This is a genomic window from Methylobacterium sp. PvP105 (assembly GCF_017876975.1).
Taxonomy (GTDB): Bacteria; Pseudomonadota; Alphaproteobacteria; order Rhizobiales; family Beijerinckiaceae; genus Methylobacterium; species Methylobacterium radiotolerans.
Window position 1 is genome coordinate 1,262,836 of the sequence record NZ_JAGIPA010000001.1, and the last position, 14,891, is coordinate 1,277,726.

Sequence of the window (14,891 nt, forward strand, 5' to 3'; positions counted from 1 at the left end):
GTGACGACGCGTCCGGGAGCCATTCCTAAGGTTTGAAAGCGGTAGAAGTCCCTCAAGGATAGAACTAATGGAGGGAGCGGGCTGATGATCCTGCTGCGCAGCCTGTCGCATGTCCTCCGGTCTGGCCGCACCTGGGTTGTGTTGGGGGTGCTCGGCGTGCTTGCGCCCGCTGGCATGCTGGTCGTGTCCGGCCTGATGCTGCTCGATCTGCGCCGTGACGCTTGGCGGAATGCCGAGCAGACATCCCAGAACCTGCTCCAGGTGATCGAGCGCGACATCGCCCGCAACGTCGAGATCATCGACCTGTCCCTGCAAGCGGTGGTCGATAACCTGCGCGCCCCTGAGACCGCGGCGGCGAGCCCGCGGGCGCGCCAGATGATCCTGTTCGACCGCGCCGCCAGCGCCAAGGACCTCGGCGTCATGCTGGTTCTCGACGAGAACGGCGATAGCATCCTCGACGCCTCCTCGCTGCCGGCCCGGAAGGTCAACAACGCCGACCGCGACTACTTCCAGGCTCACAAAGCCCATGCCCATCTCGGGCTCCTCATCAGCAAGCCGGTCGTTTCGCGCCTGCTCGGCGCGCCCATTGTCGTGCTGAGCCGCCGCATCGACAAGCCGGACGGCTCGTTCGGCGGGGTGGTTCTGGGCAGCCTGAAGCTGTCCTACTTCGCACGCCTCTTCGACCAAATCGGCCTCGGGCGCGACGGCGCGATCAATCTCTACCTGCGCGACGGCACGCGCATCGTGCGCCATCCCTACGCCGACGCGGACATCGGCACGAACCTCGCCGGCACCCCGAACTTCGAGCGGTTCGTGCGGGAGCGCGGCGGCACGTTCGTCGGCACGTCGGTCCGCGACGGCATCGAGCGGCACTACGCCTTCACCGAGGTCGGCGACCTGCCGCTCGTCCTCAACGTCGCCCGGTCGACGCGCGAGATCGAGGCGGAATGGCGGGCGAAGGCGCTCGTCATCGCCACGGTCGTGCTGGTCCTATGCGGCCTGACTGTCGCCCTGTCGCTGTTGTTCGGGCGGGAGCTCCGGCGACGCGCGGAGATGCATGCCGAGATGGCCCGGCTCTCTCGGACCGATCCCCTGACCGGGTTGGCGAACCGGCGCCGGTTCGAGGCTGCCCTGGCAGATGCCGGCGCGGACGCACGTCGCACCGGCAATCCGTTGTCGCTGCTCGTCGTCGATGCCGACCACTTCAAGCGTTTCAACGACCGCTACGGCCACGCGGTCGGCGACGAGGTGCTCAAGGGTCTCGCCGCCTGCCTGTCCGCGAGCGTGCACCGACCCGGTGATCTCGCCTGCCGGGTCGGCGGCGAGGAGTTCGCGCTGATCCTACCCGGCACCGACGAGGCCGGCGCCCTGCGGGTCGCCGATGAGGTGCACGCCCAGGTGTCCGGGCTGGCGGTCGGCTCGGCCGGCATCGAGCCGGGTACCGTGACGGTCAGCATCGGCTTGGCCTCGGGCATCCACCAAGTGCACGACCTCTACGGCCGGGCCGACGCGGCGCTGTACGAGGCCAAGGCGAACGGGCGGAACCGGACGCGATGCGCGCCGGCCAGGCTTCGTGAGCAGGCGAACGGACGAGCGCTCCGCGTCGTCGAGGCGTGAGCGTCCGCCAAGCTCGCATCCGTGCGGTGGATGGTTGCGCCCATCCGGCGTTCCGGCCGATCCGGCCTACGAACCCGCGCTCTGGACCTGCCATTCGCCGGTCAGGGCGAGCGTGGCGGAGTAGACGACCGATCCGTCCGCGTCGCGCACGCTGACCGCGAAGATGCGCCGGTCACCGTCCGGGAGCTTGTCGCGCGCCATGTCGGGGAGGACGCCTATCGCGGCGCGGCGTGCGGACTCCGCGTCCGGCAAGTCGATGCCTTCGTCGTCCGAAATCGCGTCATCGCCGTCGCAGGTATCGAAATAGTATCGAGGCACCGAACGCTCCGCGCTCATCCAGGCGGGAGCACGGCGCGTCTCTCAGCCGCCCACGCCCGGTCATCCGGTGAGCGATGCCCAATGCTGCCCCGCCTCACCAGACGACACAACAACTTGGATTGCGTCCGTGATTCAGGCCGTCGGGCGGCTGGCGAGATGCAGGTAGGCGGGATTGAAGCTGGCCGCCGCCACGAGCCGCGGCCAGTCCGGGATCTCCAGCCGCTTGCCCCTGAGCTCGATCAACCCATCGCGCCTAAGCTCGCGCAACGTGCGGTTCACGTGGACGCTGGTCAGGCCGGTCGCATCGGCGAGGTCGACTTGCGTGACCGGCATCGGGCAGCGGCCGTCCCGGGCCAAGCCGACCGCGACCTGTTTCAAGTACAGCTCGCAGAACAGGTGCGCGAGCCGCTGATAGGCCGGTCGGCGCCCGACGTTGGCCACCCACTCGCGGAAGATGGCGGCGTCCACCAGGGTGTCGCGCCAGAACGGGGCGTTGAGTTCGGGGATGCGCAGCAGGAGCTCGCGCAGCGCCTCGTGCGGCACGGAGAGGGCCGTGACCCTGGTGAGCGCGCCCAAGTTGTGGTCCATGACCGAGAGGTGCAGGCCCTGAAGGTCCGGCATGTCGCCGGCCACGTGGAACGCGGAGATCTGGCGCTTGCCTTCGTCAAGTACCTTGTAGCGCTGCACCCAGCCCTCGACGATCAGCCAGCATCGGGTGGGTCGGTCACCCTCGCCCACAAGGTCCTGGCCTGCCGCGAACACCCGCGGCGACGCCGGCAGGTGCAGGATGGCTTGCTCGTCTCGGTCGGAGAGGCGGGTGAGGCTTCCGAGCTTTTTCAGCAGTGGCGACAGCGGGTGCTCGGACGCGGTAAACATCGGAGTCGCTCCACCGACGAAAACCCGTCGTGGTCGAAAATTAGCATGGATTAGCAGCGATGGAGAACAAATCGTTTTTCGTCGAACGCCCATCACAGTCGAGTTCGCGCAGGACCGCTAGACGTGTTCGAGCGGGACGCGGACGTTGACCCGCAAGCCATCGGCATCGAAAGCCACATCGACCTGAGCCGCCGTCTGCGCGACCAAGATCTTGTTGAGGAGGCGCGAGCCGAATCCCTCGCGGGTTGGCAGCGTGGGAGGAGGACCGTCGTGCTCGTCCCAGGTCCAGGACAGACACGGCCGCGTCTCGCCTTCCTCGACGGTCCACGTCACCGAGACCCGGCCGTCCGGGTGCGCCAGCGCCCCGTGGCGAAGCGCGTTCGTGGTTAGCTCGTGCAAGGCCATGCTGACCGGCACGGCTAGTTCGGAGGGGAGCCGCACCCGCGGTCCACGCAGCATTATGCGGCCGTTCTCGTTGTAGGGGTCGAGCTCGGCCCGGAGCAGCCCTTCGAACGATGCAACCTGCCCCTGGTCCTCGGTGATCAGCGCGTGCGTCCTTGCGAGCGAGACAATCCGACCGGTGAAGGCGCGGGTGAACTCCGGCATCGTGAGTGACGAGCGCACGGTCGCGTTCAGGACGGCCTGGACCGTGGCCAGCGTGTTCTTCACCCGATGGTGGAGCTCACGCACCATCAGCGCCTGCCGGTCCTCGTAGGCGCGGCGCTCGGTGACGTCGCGCTGGGCCGAGACCCAGTGGGTGATGTGGCCGTCGGCGTTCTTGACCGGCGTGATCAGCCACTCGACCCAGTATGCTGATCCATCCTTGCGGTAATTGAGCGTTTCGCCCTGGAAGGCTTCTCCGGCCGACAGCGCGGCGCGCGTCCGGTCGAGCGTGGCGCGGTCGGTCCCCGACCCCTGCAGGAAGCGCGGACTGCGTCCGGTAACCTCGTGCGTGGCGTATCCGCTGAGGCGGGTGAAGGCGGGATTGGCATAGAGGATGCTCGGGCCAGGCTCGTCGAGGTCGGCAGAGGTGATGAGGATGGCCTCGCCGGCCGCCTCGACCGCAGCCTTGAGAAGCCGCAGGTCGACTTGGTCCGGTCCGTTTTCATCTCGACGCGACACCCGACCCCCCTGGACGCCGTGTTGGCACGGCGAACCTGCGTCCAGGACGGCTGTGCCTCCGGGAACCTCAACGGAGGCACAACCGTGGATGGCGCCCTAAGGTGCCCTCGCGGCGTTTGTGTCACGGGGAAAACTTCGGCCGGGTGCCGACCAGGTTCACGCCGGCACCGAGCGGGATGACCTCAGCGGCCCTTCTTGTAGAGCTTGCTGGCGATCTCGAAGATCTCCTCCGGCGCGTAGTCCGGCGCGAACGCCCCGTAGTTGCCGTCGAGCTCCGGGATCTTGCCGCCCTCGGGCGCGCCGTCAACGACTTCGAGGTTGCCGGGCGGGTCGCCGGGTAGCGCCACCTCGTCGTTCGACCAGACGCCGGCCGCTTCCTTGTAGTCCGACTCACTGAAGGTGTAGAGGCGCCGGTGCTTGCCCTCATCGAGGTACTTCTGACACTCGGGGATGCGCGAAAGGTCGATGTTGGGGGTCGGCAGCATCTGCTCGATGGCCACGCCGGTGAGCTTCTTCAGCGCCAGGGCGTAGGCGTGGGCGTGCAGCGAGCCGCGCACCAGCAGGTAGCCGCAGACCTCGCGACCGGTCGGTTCGGTCATGGTTTCGTAGACCCGCAGCTTGTGGATGCGCGCGCCGCATTCCAGGTGGAAGTTGTGCAATAGGTCGATGATCAGGTTCCCGGTGGTCGTGACCATGTCCATGTTCCAGGACGCGGCGTTCGAGTTCATCGGCATGGCGCCGCCGCCGTTCGATAGGAAGCTGCCGGCGAGCCGGATGTCCTGCATCTCGGCGAACGGCGCCTTGGAGATGTCGACGTCCTTCTTGGGGTTGCCCGGACCGTTGTTCAGCATCGCGATGCCGGTCGAGACGAGCTCGACGTGACCGATCTCCTCGGCGAAGATGCTCGACACCAGGCTGTAGAAGGGGCGCAGCTTCTCCTTGTTGCGAAAGTTGAAGCTCTGGAACATGTAGTTTCCGAGCGTCGACATCTCGCCGTACTTGCCGCCGAGCAGCTCCTGCAGGGCGGCGGCGGCGTTCGGCTCGGGCTTCTTGGGCTCCGGCAACTCCGTCAGGAGCTTGTCGATCTTCATGAACATGGCACGGGTCTCCGGCCGCGCAGGGATGCGCACCCGGACAGCTAGCGCCCGGATCGCGTTCGTCAGGCCTCCGGGTGCCCAGGGATCGCGCCATCCAATCCCGCCGCGAGCGGCAGCGCCAGCGCGCACAGCGCGGCCATGCCCCAGAACGCTCCGGCGCCGAACGCGCCGTAGAGGAGGCCGCCCGCCGCGGTTAGGACCGCCGAGGCTACGCCCAGGCCCAACGTGCCGTAGAGCGTCTGCGCGCTGGCCGAGAGGCGCTCCGGCACGACCCTGGCGATAAGTTGCATGGCGGCGAGGTGCAGAAGCGCGAAGGTGAACCCGTGCAGCGGCTGGATGGCCGCGAGCACCGGCACCGCGGCCGTCGAGGCCATGGCCGCCCAGCGCACCACGCCGAGGCCGGCGGCCAGCATCGCGACCCGGGCCGTCCCAAGGCGCGCCAGCAGCCAGGGGCCGGCAAGCACGAAGACGAGGACCTCGGACGTGACCGCCTCGGACCAGAGCAGGCTGATCGCGCTCGGGCCGATCCCGGCCTCGCGCCAGCGGATCACCGCGAAGCCGTCGTTCAGGGCGTGGCTGCCGATCACGAGCGCCGCCACCACGAGCATCCGCCGGAACGGCTTGAGGGCCAAGAGCTCGCCGAGGCCGCCGAGGCCGAGGCTCGGCAGCCCGACCCGCGCCGGGGCGGGTGGGACGCGAGCCGTCGCGACGGCCATGACGAGGAACAGGAGGCCGCTTGACACGATGATGCTCGCCAAGCCGGCCCGGGCGACGAGCAGGCCCGAGACCAGGGTCCCGAGCACGAAGGCCGCCGAGCCCGCGCCCCGGACCCAGCCGTACGAGAAGGTGCCCTCCCGCTCCGCGGCGCCGAGCGCGAGCGCGTCGGCGAGCGGCGCCAGGGCGGCGATGGCGCTGGCGTGCAGCACGCTCACTCCCAACAGCGGCCAGAAGCCGTACCCGACGAGGTAGGCGAAGGCGATCAGCCCTGAGGCGGCGGCCGCGACGCCGAGCACGGCCCGCATGGCGTCGTAGCGGTCGGCGAGGTACCCGGCCACTGGGCCCGCGGCGAGGCGCATCAGCGTACCCGCCGCGAGCGCGACGCCGATCTCACCGGAGGTCAGGCCGCGCTCGCCGAGGAAGCTCGGCAGGAACGGGGACTCGGTGCCGTAGGCAGCGTAGAGCGAGCCCTGCAGCAGCACGAAGGCCGGGAAGGAGCCCGTCATAACGCGCGCCCACGACCTCGTCGCTCCGGTCCGCGCATCCATGCCGCCAGATCCCAGCCGTCACGCCGGCTCGGCGGACGCCCGGCCAGTCTGACCTGCCGGACCGTGCATGCCCAGCGCGCGGCGACCGACCATCCACACCGCCAAGCCGGCGGCGGCGACGGCGGCCAGGACGACGAACGATGCCGCGAAGCCGAGGTATTGGGCGACGACGCCGGCCAGCAACGGGCTTACCGTCGCGCCCGCGCCGTAGGCGGTCATGACGCCGCCGAGCCCGGCATTGGCGTGGCCGGTGCCGTCCATGATCTCGGCCACGAGCGCCGGGATGGCGACGCCGCCCAGCCCCATCGCCAGGCCTTCGAGGACCTGGACTGGGATGACCAGCCACCAGGATGTCGCGAACGCGGCTAGCAGGCCGCGGACCACGACCAGCCCGAGGGCGAGGGAGAGCACGCCGGCGTGCCCACGCCCCTGCGCAGCCCGCGCGGCCAGCAGCGCCGCGCCGACCATCGTGGCCTGGGACACGACGGTCATCACGCCGGTGGTCAGGCTCGGGTCGGCGCCCGAGGCTGTGCGCGCCTGCGCGAGGAACGGCAGCATGGCGCCGTTCGCGGTCTGGTAGGCGAACACGGCGGCCGCCAGGAGCAGGAGCGGCTTAGTCCCGAACAGGACGCGCAGCGTCGAGCGCTCGTCCTGTTCGCCGCCGCGCGCCGTGCCGTGGTCGATGCAGCCCTTGTCGATGCCGAGCAGGACGCCGCACGAGGCGACCGCCATGACCACGATGGCGATGGACACGTAGCCGAGCCCGAGCGCGTAGCCGAGCACGCCGGAGAGGGCGGCGTTGGCGGCGTTGCCGGCGTGGTTGAACGCCTCGTTGCGGGAGACCTGATGACCGTAGGCTTGTTGCCCGACGATGCCAAGCGTCACGGCCGCGACCAAGGGCGCGATGCTGGTGTCGGCGACACCGATGACCAACTGCGACAGACCGATGAGCCAGAGGCTGTCCGTCGCGACCAGGGCGACCGCCCCCGCGGCGATGCCCAGCACCGCCATGGCCAGGGCGGCACGCTTGTACGTCGTACGGTCGATCAGCGCGCCGACCGGCGTCGTCGCCAATAGGCCGGCGAGCCCGGCAAGGCCCATGGCGAAGCCGGTCGCGGCCGGGTCGAAGCCGCGCTGCTGCAGGTAAACGCCCAGGAAGGGCCCGAAGCCTTCGCGCGCACCGGCCAGGGCGAAGTTGAGGGCGAGAAGGCTCGTGACTGGTTGCATCTGCTGCCCTGGACCGCGGTCGTATTGGTCGCACTGAACCCCAGGAAAGGAGTCGCCTGTCCCAGGTTAGCTTTGCGGGTCGCCAGCAAGCCTGACGCGGCCGCCGGAGACCGTCGTGACATGGAGACTGGGAACGCTTTCGGGAGCCAGGACCCGACGCCCGCGCTCAGGTGCGTGGTCGCCATCCCGGTCCGGAACGAGGCCGAGCGGATCGCCGCGTGCCTGGAGGCGCTGGCCGCCCAGCGAGGCATCGGGGCAAGCGCGCTGGGCGTGGTGCTGTTCCTCAACAACTGCACCGACGAGACGGCACACGTGGTCGCAGGCCTGCTGCCTTCGCTGCGCATTCCCGTCCGTATGATCGAGCGCGAGTATGCGGAAGCGAACGCCGGATGGGCCCGGCGTGAGGCGATGGAGGCAGCGGCCGACTGGTTGGACGAGGGCGAGCCCTTCGACGGCCTGATCCTCACCACGGACGCGGACAGCCGGGTGCCGACTGACTGGGTCGCCCGCAACCTCGCCGCGGTCGCGGCTGGGGTCGATGCGGTGGCCGGCCGGATCGCCCTCGACGAGGCCGACGCGGCGCGCCTGCCCGCCGCCCTGCACGCGCGAGGTCGCCTCGAAGGCGGCTACGAGACGCGGCTGATCGAGATCGAGGCCCTCATCGACCCGCTGCCGCACGATCCCTGGCCGCGGCACTGGACCACCTCCGGGGCGACGCTCGCGGTCCGGCTCGAAACCTACCGACAGGTCGGGGGCATGCCGCCGCTGGCGGTCGGCGAGGACAAGGCCTTCGTGTCTTCGCTCCTGTCGAGCGACGCGCGGGTGCGTCACGACCCGGACATCCTCGTCGTCACCTCGGGCCGCCTCGACGGCCGGGCGCCCGGCGGCGCGGCGGACACGATGAAGCTCCGCTGCGAGGTGCCGGAGAGCCCCTGCGACCCGCGCCTGGAGCCGCTGCCCCGGGCCGTGTTCCGGTATGCCTGGCGTCGACGGCTCCGGCGGCTCCAAGCGACCGGGCGGCTGGCCCGCACCCCGTTCTGGGCGCCGTGGCTCGGCATCCGCGCCGAAGATGCGCGGATCATCGCCGGCTTGCCCACGCTCGGCGCCATCCTCGCCGCGGTCGAGGCCGCGAGCCCTCGGCTCGGTTATCGCCCGCTTCGCCCGCGGGAACTCGCGAGGCACACGCGCCTCGCGAACGCGGTCTCCTGCCTGCTGCGCGGCGCTCGACGCCTCGGCCATTCGGTCCGATCAACGGGGGCAAGGACCGCCGCGGGCGACCTGGGCGTGACGTCCTTCGAGCGGACCGGCGATGCCTGAGGGCGGTGCCTTGATCTACCGCGTGCAGAAGCACGCCGCCCGCCGGCTGCACTACGACTTCCGGCTGGAGCTCGGCGGCGTCCTGAAGAGCTGGGCGGTCACGCGCGGCCCGAGCCTCGTCGCGGGCGAGCGCCGCCTGGCCGTCCAGGTCGAGGACCATGGCCTGGACTACGCCGATTACGAGGGGGTGATCGCGCCGGGCAACTATGGTGCCGGCGTCGTGCTGCTGTGGGACCAAGGCACCTGGGCACCGGACGGCGATCCCGAGACGGCACTCGCGTCCGGATCCCTCGCCTTCGCGCTGCACGGCGAGAAGTTGACCGGCCGCTGGCGTCTCACGCGGATGAAACCTCGGCCCCGCGAGCGGCATGTTTCCTGGCTGCTGGTCAAGTCGCGCGACGCGGCCGCCCGCGGACCTGACGACCCGGACATTCTGGTGGAGCGACCGCGTTCGGTCGTGACCGGACGCACGGTCGAGGAGATCGCCGCCGCGGCGGCCTGACGGGAGGAAGGCGGATGGACCTGAGGATCCCGATTAACCTGGCCTACGACGCGGTCGCGGCCGCTAGGCAGGTGGCGACGGCGGCCGCGGCACGCGCGGACGGGCAGGACCGCGACGACGGCTTCCCGGCTGAGGACGTCGCCGACCTCGCTCGCCTCGGCCTGCTCACCGCGCCCATTCCCTCCGATGAAGGTGGCCTCGGCCTAGGCGAGGAACCGGACATGGCCGAGTTCGCGACGGTGCTGCGGCTCGTGGGGTACGGCAGCCTCGCGCTCGGCCGAATCTACGAGGGGCACGTCAACGCGCTCCAGCTCGTCGCCCGGTATGGTACGCCCACGCAGCGCGCGCGCCTGTTCGCGGATGTGCGGGACGGACATCTGTTCGGGGTCTGGAACACCGACCCGCCCGGCGACTGCCTGAAGCTCGGGGACGATCGCCGGCTCCGCGGCGTGAAGACCTTCGCGTCGGGCGCCGGCTTCGTCACCCGCGCCCTGGTGACGGTCAAGCACGAGCCGGGCGCCTCGCCTTTGATGCTGGTCGTGCCGCTGGAGCCCGGCAGCCGCGCCGACCTCACTGGCTGGCGCGCGCACGGCATGCGCGCCTCCGCGACCGGCACCGTGGACTTCGAGGATATAGTCGTCACCGAGGAGGAGATCCTGGGCGGTTGGGACGACTACCATCGCCAGCCGGTCTTCTCGGGCGGCGCGTGGCGGTTCGCGGCGGTGCAGCTCGGCGGCATCGAGGCGGTGTTCGACGCGTGGCGTGGGCATCTCGCCGCGACCGGCCGCGGCGGCGACCCGCACCAGCTCGCCCGCCTCGGCGAAGGCGCCATCGCACTGGAGGGCGCACGGGGATGGGTCGAGCGTGCCGCCTGTCTTGTCGCCGAGGACGAATTCGCGCCTGACCGCATCGTCGCCTTCGTCAACCTCGCGAGACTGGCGGTGGAGAAGGCCGGCCTCGACGTGCTGCAGCTCGCCCAGCGGTCGGTCGGCCTTCAGGGCTTCATGCGCGAGCATCCCCTGGAGCGGCTGTCCCGCGACCTCGCCACCTACCTGCGCCAGCCCGCACCGGACCGGGCGCTCGCCACCGCGGCGGCCGAGATCCTCGGGGCCGGGGGCATCGCCGGCGACCTGTTCGAATTGAGGTCAACGCGATGAGCCGGCACGCCCATTCCCTGCCGTCGAGCTACTTCGACGAACGCTACGCCGCAGATCCGGATCCTTGGCAGTTCGAGACCAGCGACTACGAGCGAGCCAAGTACGCGGCGACCCTCGATGCCCTGCCGCGGGACCGTTACTCCTCTGCCCTGGAGGTCGGCTGCTCCATCGGCGTGCTGACCGAGGCCCTCGCCCGACGCTGCGATGCCCTCGTCAGCCTTGACCTGGCCGAACGCGCTCTGGCGCGGGCCCGCGAACGGTGCAGGGACCTGTCGCACGTACGATTCGAGCTCACGCAGGTGCCCGGCCAATGGCCGGAGGGCGCGTTCGACCTGATCCTGCTTTCGGAGGTCGTGTACTACCTCGACGCAGGCGACGTGGCGCGCTTGGCCAAGCGCGTCCATGGCTGCCTCCGGCCGGGCGGGGACGTGGTGCTGGTTCACTGGACCGGGGAGACCCACTATCCGCTGACTGGCGACGAGGCGGCGGATCGCTTCATCGAAGAGACACGGGCCTTCCTGCGCGTCTTCGGGCAGAACAGGACGGACGAGTACCGGCTCGACGTGCTAGTCCACGGCACGAAACCTGAGGGAGATGGACCGTCGGGGTAGTGGGCGCCGCATAGCGTTACCCGGTATTTGTTACACGTTCGCGCCGCGACGGAGTGTGGTCTGACCGCTGCCAGACAAGCGCGCATTGCAGTCTACGGCAGGCCTCCTTGCTTTCAGCCGGGATGCGGACCCATTCGACGGCGGTCGTGCTCCATCGCGAACACGTGGGCGTAGAGGTTGGCCATCCATCCACGCCCCTCGACCGTCAGGTCCAGGAAGCGGGTCGCATCGCCGATTACCGGCTCGACCTTCGCCCAGAAAAAGACCGGGTAGCGCTCAGCCAGGTCGGCCGGGCTGTCGTAACCCAGTTGGCGGTCGAGCCCGACCTCGGCGAACTCGTGGAAGAGCGCGTTCAGCTTGCGCGGGTAGAGCGGGTCGCCCAACTGCCCGATCAGGTCGGCGGCCCGCATCAGGCCTGCCTCCGTGCCGGTCTCTCGGTGCTCGTCGTCCTGCGGGACCGGGAAGCGGGTCAGCTCGATGGCGCGTATCACCCGTCCCGCATCGACGAGGTCGTGCGTGCCGAAGCGTTCCTTCACCACCAGCTTCGAGCGCTCGATGTGGTGGGGCGCCAGCGCCGCGTCCGAGGCGCCGCGCGGCAGGCTCACGGTCGTGCCCTGGGCGTCGATGACGAAGGCGTCCGCCCGGTCGCCCGAGCAGACGCCGCGCACGTATCCGATGTCATGGTAGAGGGCGGCCACGATCATGTGCAGCCAGTCCTCGGGCGTGACGCCCCGCTGGAGGAAGCGGCCGCGCAGGATGTCCTGGGCGACGAGGGTGACGAGGGTCGTGTGGTCGCCGTCGTGGTAGAGGGCGTCGCTGCCGACGATGCGCTCGATCATGAGCCGCGCGGAGGCCTCGATGATCTCGGCGTACCGCGGCTCTCGGCTGCCGAAGGTGCGCTGGTACGTGAGCGCGAGGTGTTCGCCCAGGGCGTTAGCGACCACTTTCGTCATGTCGAACATGATCGGCACCTAGCGTCCGGGCGGAACGCCGACGTAGCTGGCCTCGCGCCCGCCGGCCATGGATGACCTATGCCTGCATCGGCCAACGGACACCCGCCCAGAGAACCCTAACCATTCAAACCTGCCACAGCGATTGAAGAGCGCCGCTCTCTTGTCCTCCAGAGGCGGCGAGACGCCAGACCGTGAGGGCCATCCCCGGGGTCGTCTTGCCTGTGCCAGGAATTCCGCAAACGACCACGAGCATGTGGCCTCAAGAGCCCTGTCACCTCCGCTTTCAAGGGCTACCGCGTCGGTCGTGAACGACTGCGACGGGGTTTCAGGAGGCCGTCTGCTTTCCCAGAAAACCTCCTCTGAAGCAGCCATTCCGCTTACGGCCACTACCGGTCAGAACGCCTGTCCGTAACGGGATCGTCCAACAGACGCCTGGGATCCGCCGCCGGTGATACGGGCCTCCCGAGCGGGTGACCGTCTCACAAGACCCGTACGCTGATCCTTTCAGTGGCGGGGGGCCAATCGTACACTTCTCGCCATGACGATTCTGATCGGCTATGCCCGATGCTCGACCGACCGGCAGGATCTGGCGGCCCAGCGCGCCGCCCTCGAAGGGCTCGGGGTCGCACCGGAACGGGTCTACACCGACCACGGGCTGACCGGCACGAACAGGGATCGCCCGGGCCTGGCGCAGGCGCTGGCCGCCACCCGGACAGGCGACACCCTCGTGGTCCCCAAGCTCGACCGGCTGGCCCGCTCGGTTCCGGACGCCCGTGCCATCGCCGACGCGCTCGCCGGGCGAGGGATCAAGCTGGCCTTGGGGGCGAGCGTCTACGATCCGGCCGATCCGTTGGGGAAGATGTTCTTCAACATCCTGGCCACCTTCGCCGAGTTCGAGAGCGACCTGATCCGCCTGCCCACCCGCGAGGGGATGGCGATCGCCAGATCCCGGGGAAAACTCAGGGGCAAGAAGCCCAAGCTCACCGAGAAGCAGCAGCGAGAGCTGCGCCGGATGAACGACACGGGAGAATACGCGATCGCCGACCTCGCCGAGCTGTTCTCCGTCTCGCGGCCCACCGTCTACCGAACCCTCGCACGGCAATCGGATGGGATCCCGCGATCCGGGATCCGATCGACGGCCCCGTAGCCTCCGGCGGCTCCGCTCATAGCGCGCACCGGATGTCACTGCGGGCCCAGGGAAGGGACCCTGCGGCCCCACACGCCGACGTCAGTTGGTGTTCGTCCGGTATTCCCGGCGGAGCAACGTCACGAGATCCTCAACTAGGTCGCGCTCGTCATGCTTGATGGCGGCCCGGGTACGCAGGGCCGGCGACAGGGTCACCGGACCCGGCTCCTTGTGGCCGAAACCGTGGCTGACGGAGCCTCTGTTCGCGTTCGCCTCGCTGCGGGTGCGCCAGATCATGTACTGGGCGTCGGCGATCGAGGCCGCCAGGACGACGTGCGTGAGACGCTGGGTCGGATCGATCCGGTCCAGGACCGCCACCGCGTAACGGAGGATCCGCGTCACCAGGTCGGTGACATCCTCCTCGATGACCGCCCCCATCATATCGTCCGAGCGCGGGAGCGGCAGCGTCAACAGCATGTGCCCCTGCGGCATCATCGTCACGGCGGCATCGCGCTCCTGACGGATCACGAGCGCACCGCCCTCGACGACATCCCCGATGCCCTTGCCTCGGTCGAGGATCTGGGTCCTGCCGAAGAGGCTCCACTGCAGCAGCTGCTCCGCCAGGTCGCGATCCTCGATCTGGCTCGGCCGCAGGATCGACTGCTCCGGGCCCATGACGACCGAGATGGACAGGCGTTTCTGGCCGGTCGAGTGGCTTCGGCTATCCTTAGGCAACATGCCAATCGCGCGATCGAGCATTGCTCCTTCGTCGACCGGCCCGGCGGCTTTGGACATCTCGTACTGGTGCACGGCCCGGACGATTTTGCCCCGCAGGTCGTCGGGCCCGCTGAACCCGCCGCGGAACAAACCGCCGCTCCAACCCTGAACCTCTGCCACGAAGGCGGCCTCGTCATCGTCCCGATCGACGCCTTCTTGGACAAAGGCGATCACGGGTCTGGTCTGGCGCGCCTCCCTGTATTCCTCATGCGTGGCCGAGAGGCCGGACTCCTGCTTCGCCCCGTAGGACTTGCCGAGGATCAGCACGACGAGGCCGGCGTGGCGGATTCCTTCGAGGCAGGCGACCTGCGGCGATGCCGGACGTGCGCCGAAATCCTCTGCCATAATGACCCCGTGGCCGAGATCGCCGATCGCGGAGCGGGCCGCGTCGCGGATCGGCTCCAGGCCGGAGATGAGTGAGCTGACAAAGATCTTCATAGGGTGACCGCCTCTGCGTGACGCCCGACGCCACGGGATCATGGACATCGCGCTTGTGTTCGTACTCGTTTTGGTGATATGCACCCAAAAATGGGTAAGAACAAGAGGTTGGTGTGGGCACGCCGTTTGAAGCCGACGATACGCAGCGACTGAGGGACCTGCGCGATGCCATCGCCGCCGCGGGTGACGAGCTGTCGCTGCCGCAGCTCCTGGCGCTACTGACGATCGCGGCGGAGCCGAACCTGTCGGTGAACGACCTGGCGGAGCGGATGGGCGTTCCGCAGCAATCGGCCAGCCGCTTCGTCGCCGTGCTGCTTGGGCGCTACCAGTCTGCATCCGGCGCCGGCCCCAAGGAGCCGCTGATCGACCAGGGCGTCTCCCTGACCGATCCGCGCAAGAGAGCGCTCACGCTGACACCCGCCGGCCGGGATCTCGTCACCAGGATGACGGGCCCCGGGCCTTCAACCCGCCACTCGAAGGGACACTGA

General features: G+C 69.4%; 15 protein-coding genes. 7 read left to right on the forward strand and 8 right to left on the reverse strand.

What is annotated here, in order from left to right:
* Positions 1-84: 84 nt before the first annotated feature.
* Positions 85-1,617 carry a sensor domain-containing diguanylate cyclase gene (locus J3A75_RS06000; RefSeq protein WP_059407769.1) on the forward strand — a complete coding sequence of 511 codons (1,533 nt, stop codon included), beginning with the start codon at positions 85-87 and terminating at the stop codon, positions 1,615-1,617.
* Between the two features lie 66 nt (positions 1,618-1,683).
* Here the strand turns inward: J3A75_RS06000 and J3A75_RS06005 are convergent, their stop codons facing one another.
* From J3A75_RS06005 to J3A75_RS06030, 6 genes are all read right to left on the reverse strand, one after another.
* Positions 1,684-1,953, reverse strand: coding sequence for a DUF6894 family protein (locus J3A75_RS06005; RefSeq protein WP_202130604.1), 270 nt, complete (start codon positions 1,951-1,953; stop codon positions 1,684-1,686).
* Positions 1,954-2,067: 114 nt separating this feature from the next.
* Complete coding sequence (locus J3A75_RS06010) at positions 2,068-2,811, reverse strand: Crp/Fnr family transcriptional regulator (RefSeq protein ID WP_059407767.1); 744 nt, start codon at positions 2,809-2,811, stop codon at positions 2,068-2,070.
* Between the two features lie 117 nt (positions 2,812-2,928).
* Complete coding sequence (locus J3A75_RS06015) at positions 2,929-3,933, reverse strand: HWE histidine kinase domain-containing protein (RefSeq protein ID WP_059407765.1); 1,005 nt, start codon at positions 3,931-3,933, stop codon at positions 2,929-2,931.
* Positions 3,934-4,115: 182 nt separating this feature from the next.
* Positions 4,116-5,030 carry a manganese catalase family protein gene (locus J3A75_RS06020; protein ID WP_059407763.1) on the reverse strand — a complete coding sequence of 305 codons (915 nt, stop codon included), beginning with the start codon at positions 5,028-5,030 and terminating at the stop codon, positions 4,116-4,118.
* A gap of 62 nt (positions 5,031-5,092) precedes the next feature.
* The gene (locus J3A75_RS06025; RefSeq protein ID WP_059407760.1) at positions 5,093-6,253 is read right to left on the reverse strand and encodes an MFS transporter; all 1,161 of its coding nucleotides are present in this window, start codon (positions 6,251-6,253) and stop codon (positions 5,093-5,095) included.
* 60 nt (positions 6,254-6,313) lie between these two features.
* Complete coding sequence (locus tag J3A75_RS06030; protein ID WP_059407757.1) at positions 6,314-7,522, reverse strand: MFS transporter; 1,209 nt, start codon at positions 7,520-7,522, stop codon at positions 6,314-6,316.
* 120 nt (positions 7,523-7,642) lie between these two features.
* Here J3A75_RS06030 and J3A75_RS06035 point away from each other — a divergent pair, with 120 nt between their 5' ends.
* The 4 genes from J3A75_RS06035 to J3A75_RS06050 are packed head-to-tail and all read left to right on the forward strand — an operon-like array spanning position 7,643 to position 11,109.
* A complete protein-coding gene (locus J3A75_RS06035) occupies positions 7,643-8,839 on the forward strand; it encodes a glycosyltransferase (RefSeq protein ID WP_059407756.1) in 1,197 nt (398 codons plus the stop codon).
* The gene (locus J3A75_RS06040) at positions 8,832-9,341 is read left to right on the forward strand and encodes a DNA polymerase ligase N-terminal domain-containing protein (protein ID WP_059407754.1); all 510 of its coding nucleotides are present in this window, start codon (positions 8,832-8,834) and stop codon (positions 9,339-9,341) included. The genes J3A75_RS06035 and J3A75_RS06040 overlap by 8 nt, the downstream gene beginning before the upstream one ends.
* 14 nt (positions 9,342-9,355) lie before the next feature.
* Positions 9,356-10,498 (forward strand): acyl-CoA dehydrogenase family protein, encoded by a 1,143-nt coding sequence (locus tag J3A75_RS06045; RefSeq protein WP_059407752.1) that lies wholly within the window; start codon positions 9,356-9,358, stop codon positions 10,496-10,498.
* Positions 10,495-11,109 (forward strand): class I SAM-dependent DNA methyltransferase, encoded by a 615-nt coding sequence (locus J3A75_RS06050; protein ID WP_059407750.1) that lies wholly within the window; start codon positions 10,495-10,497, stop codon positions 11,107-11,109. The genes J3A75_RS06045 and J3A75_RS06050 overlap by 4 nt, the downstream gene beginning before the upstream one ends.
* 113 nt (positions 11,110-11,222) lie before the next feature.
* Here the strand turns inward: J3A75_RS06050 and J3A75_RS06055 are convergent, their stop codons facing one another.
* A complete protein-coding gene (locus tag J3A75_RS06055) occupies positions 11,223-12,071 on the reverse strand; it encodes a hypothetical protein (protein ID WP_059407748.1) in 849 nt (282 codons plus the stop codon).
* Positions 12,072-12,600: 529 nt separating this feature from the next.
* Between J3A75_RS06055 and J3A75_RS06060 the strand changes: the two genes are divergently transcribed.
* A complete protein-coding gene (locus J3A75_RS06060; RefSeq protein ID WP_059407746.1) occupies positions 12,601-13,209 on the forward strand; it encodes a recombinase family protein in 609 nt (202 codons plus the stop codon).
* A gap of 81 nt (positions 13,210-13,290) precedes the next feature.
* On the opposite strand, the gene J3A75_RS06065 is transcribed toward J3A75_RS06060, so the two are convergent.
* Positions 13,291-14,403: a DUF4062 domain-containing protein gene (locus tag J3A75_RS06065; protein WP_059407745.1), complete on the reverse strand. Its 1,113-nt coding sequence runs from the start codon at positions 14,401-14,403 to the stop codon at positions 13,291-13,293.
* 113 nt (positions 14,404-14,516) lie between these two features.
* Here J3A75_RS06065 and J3A75_RS06070 point away from each other — a divergent pair, with 113 nt between their 5' ends.
* The gene (locus J3A75_RS06070) at positions 14,517-14,891 is read left to right on the forward strand and encodes a MarR family winged helix-turn-helix transcriptional regulator (protein ID WP_059407742.1); all 375 of its coding nucleotides are present in this window, start codon (positions 14,517-14,519) and stop codon (positions 14,889-14,891) included.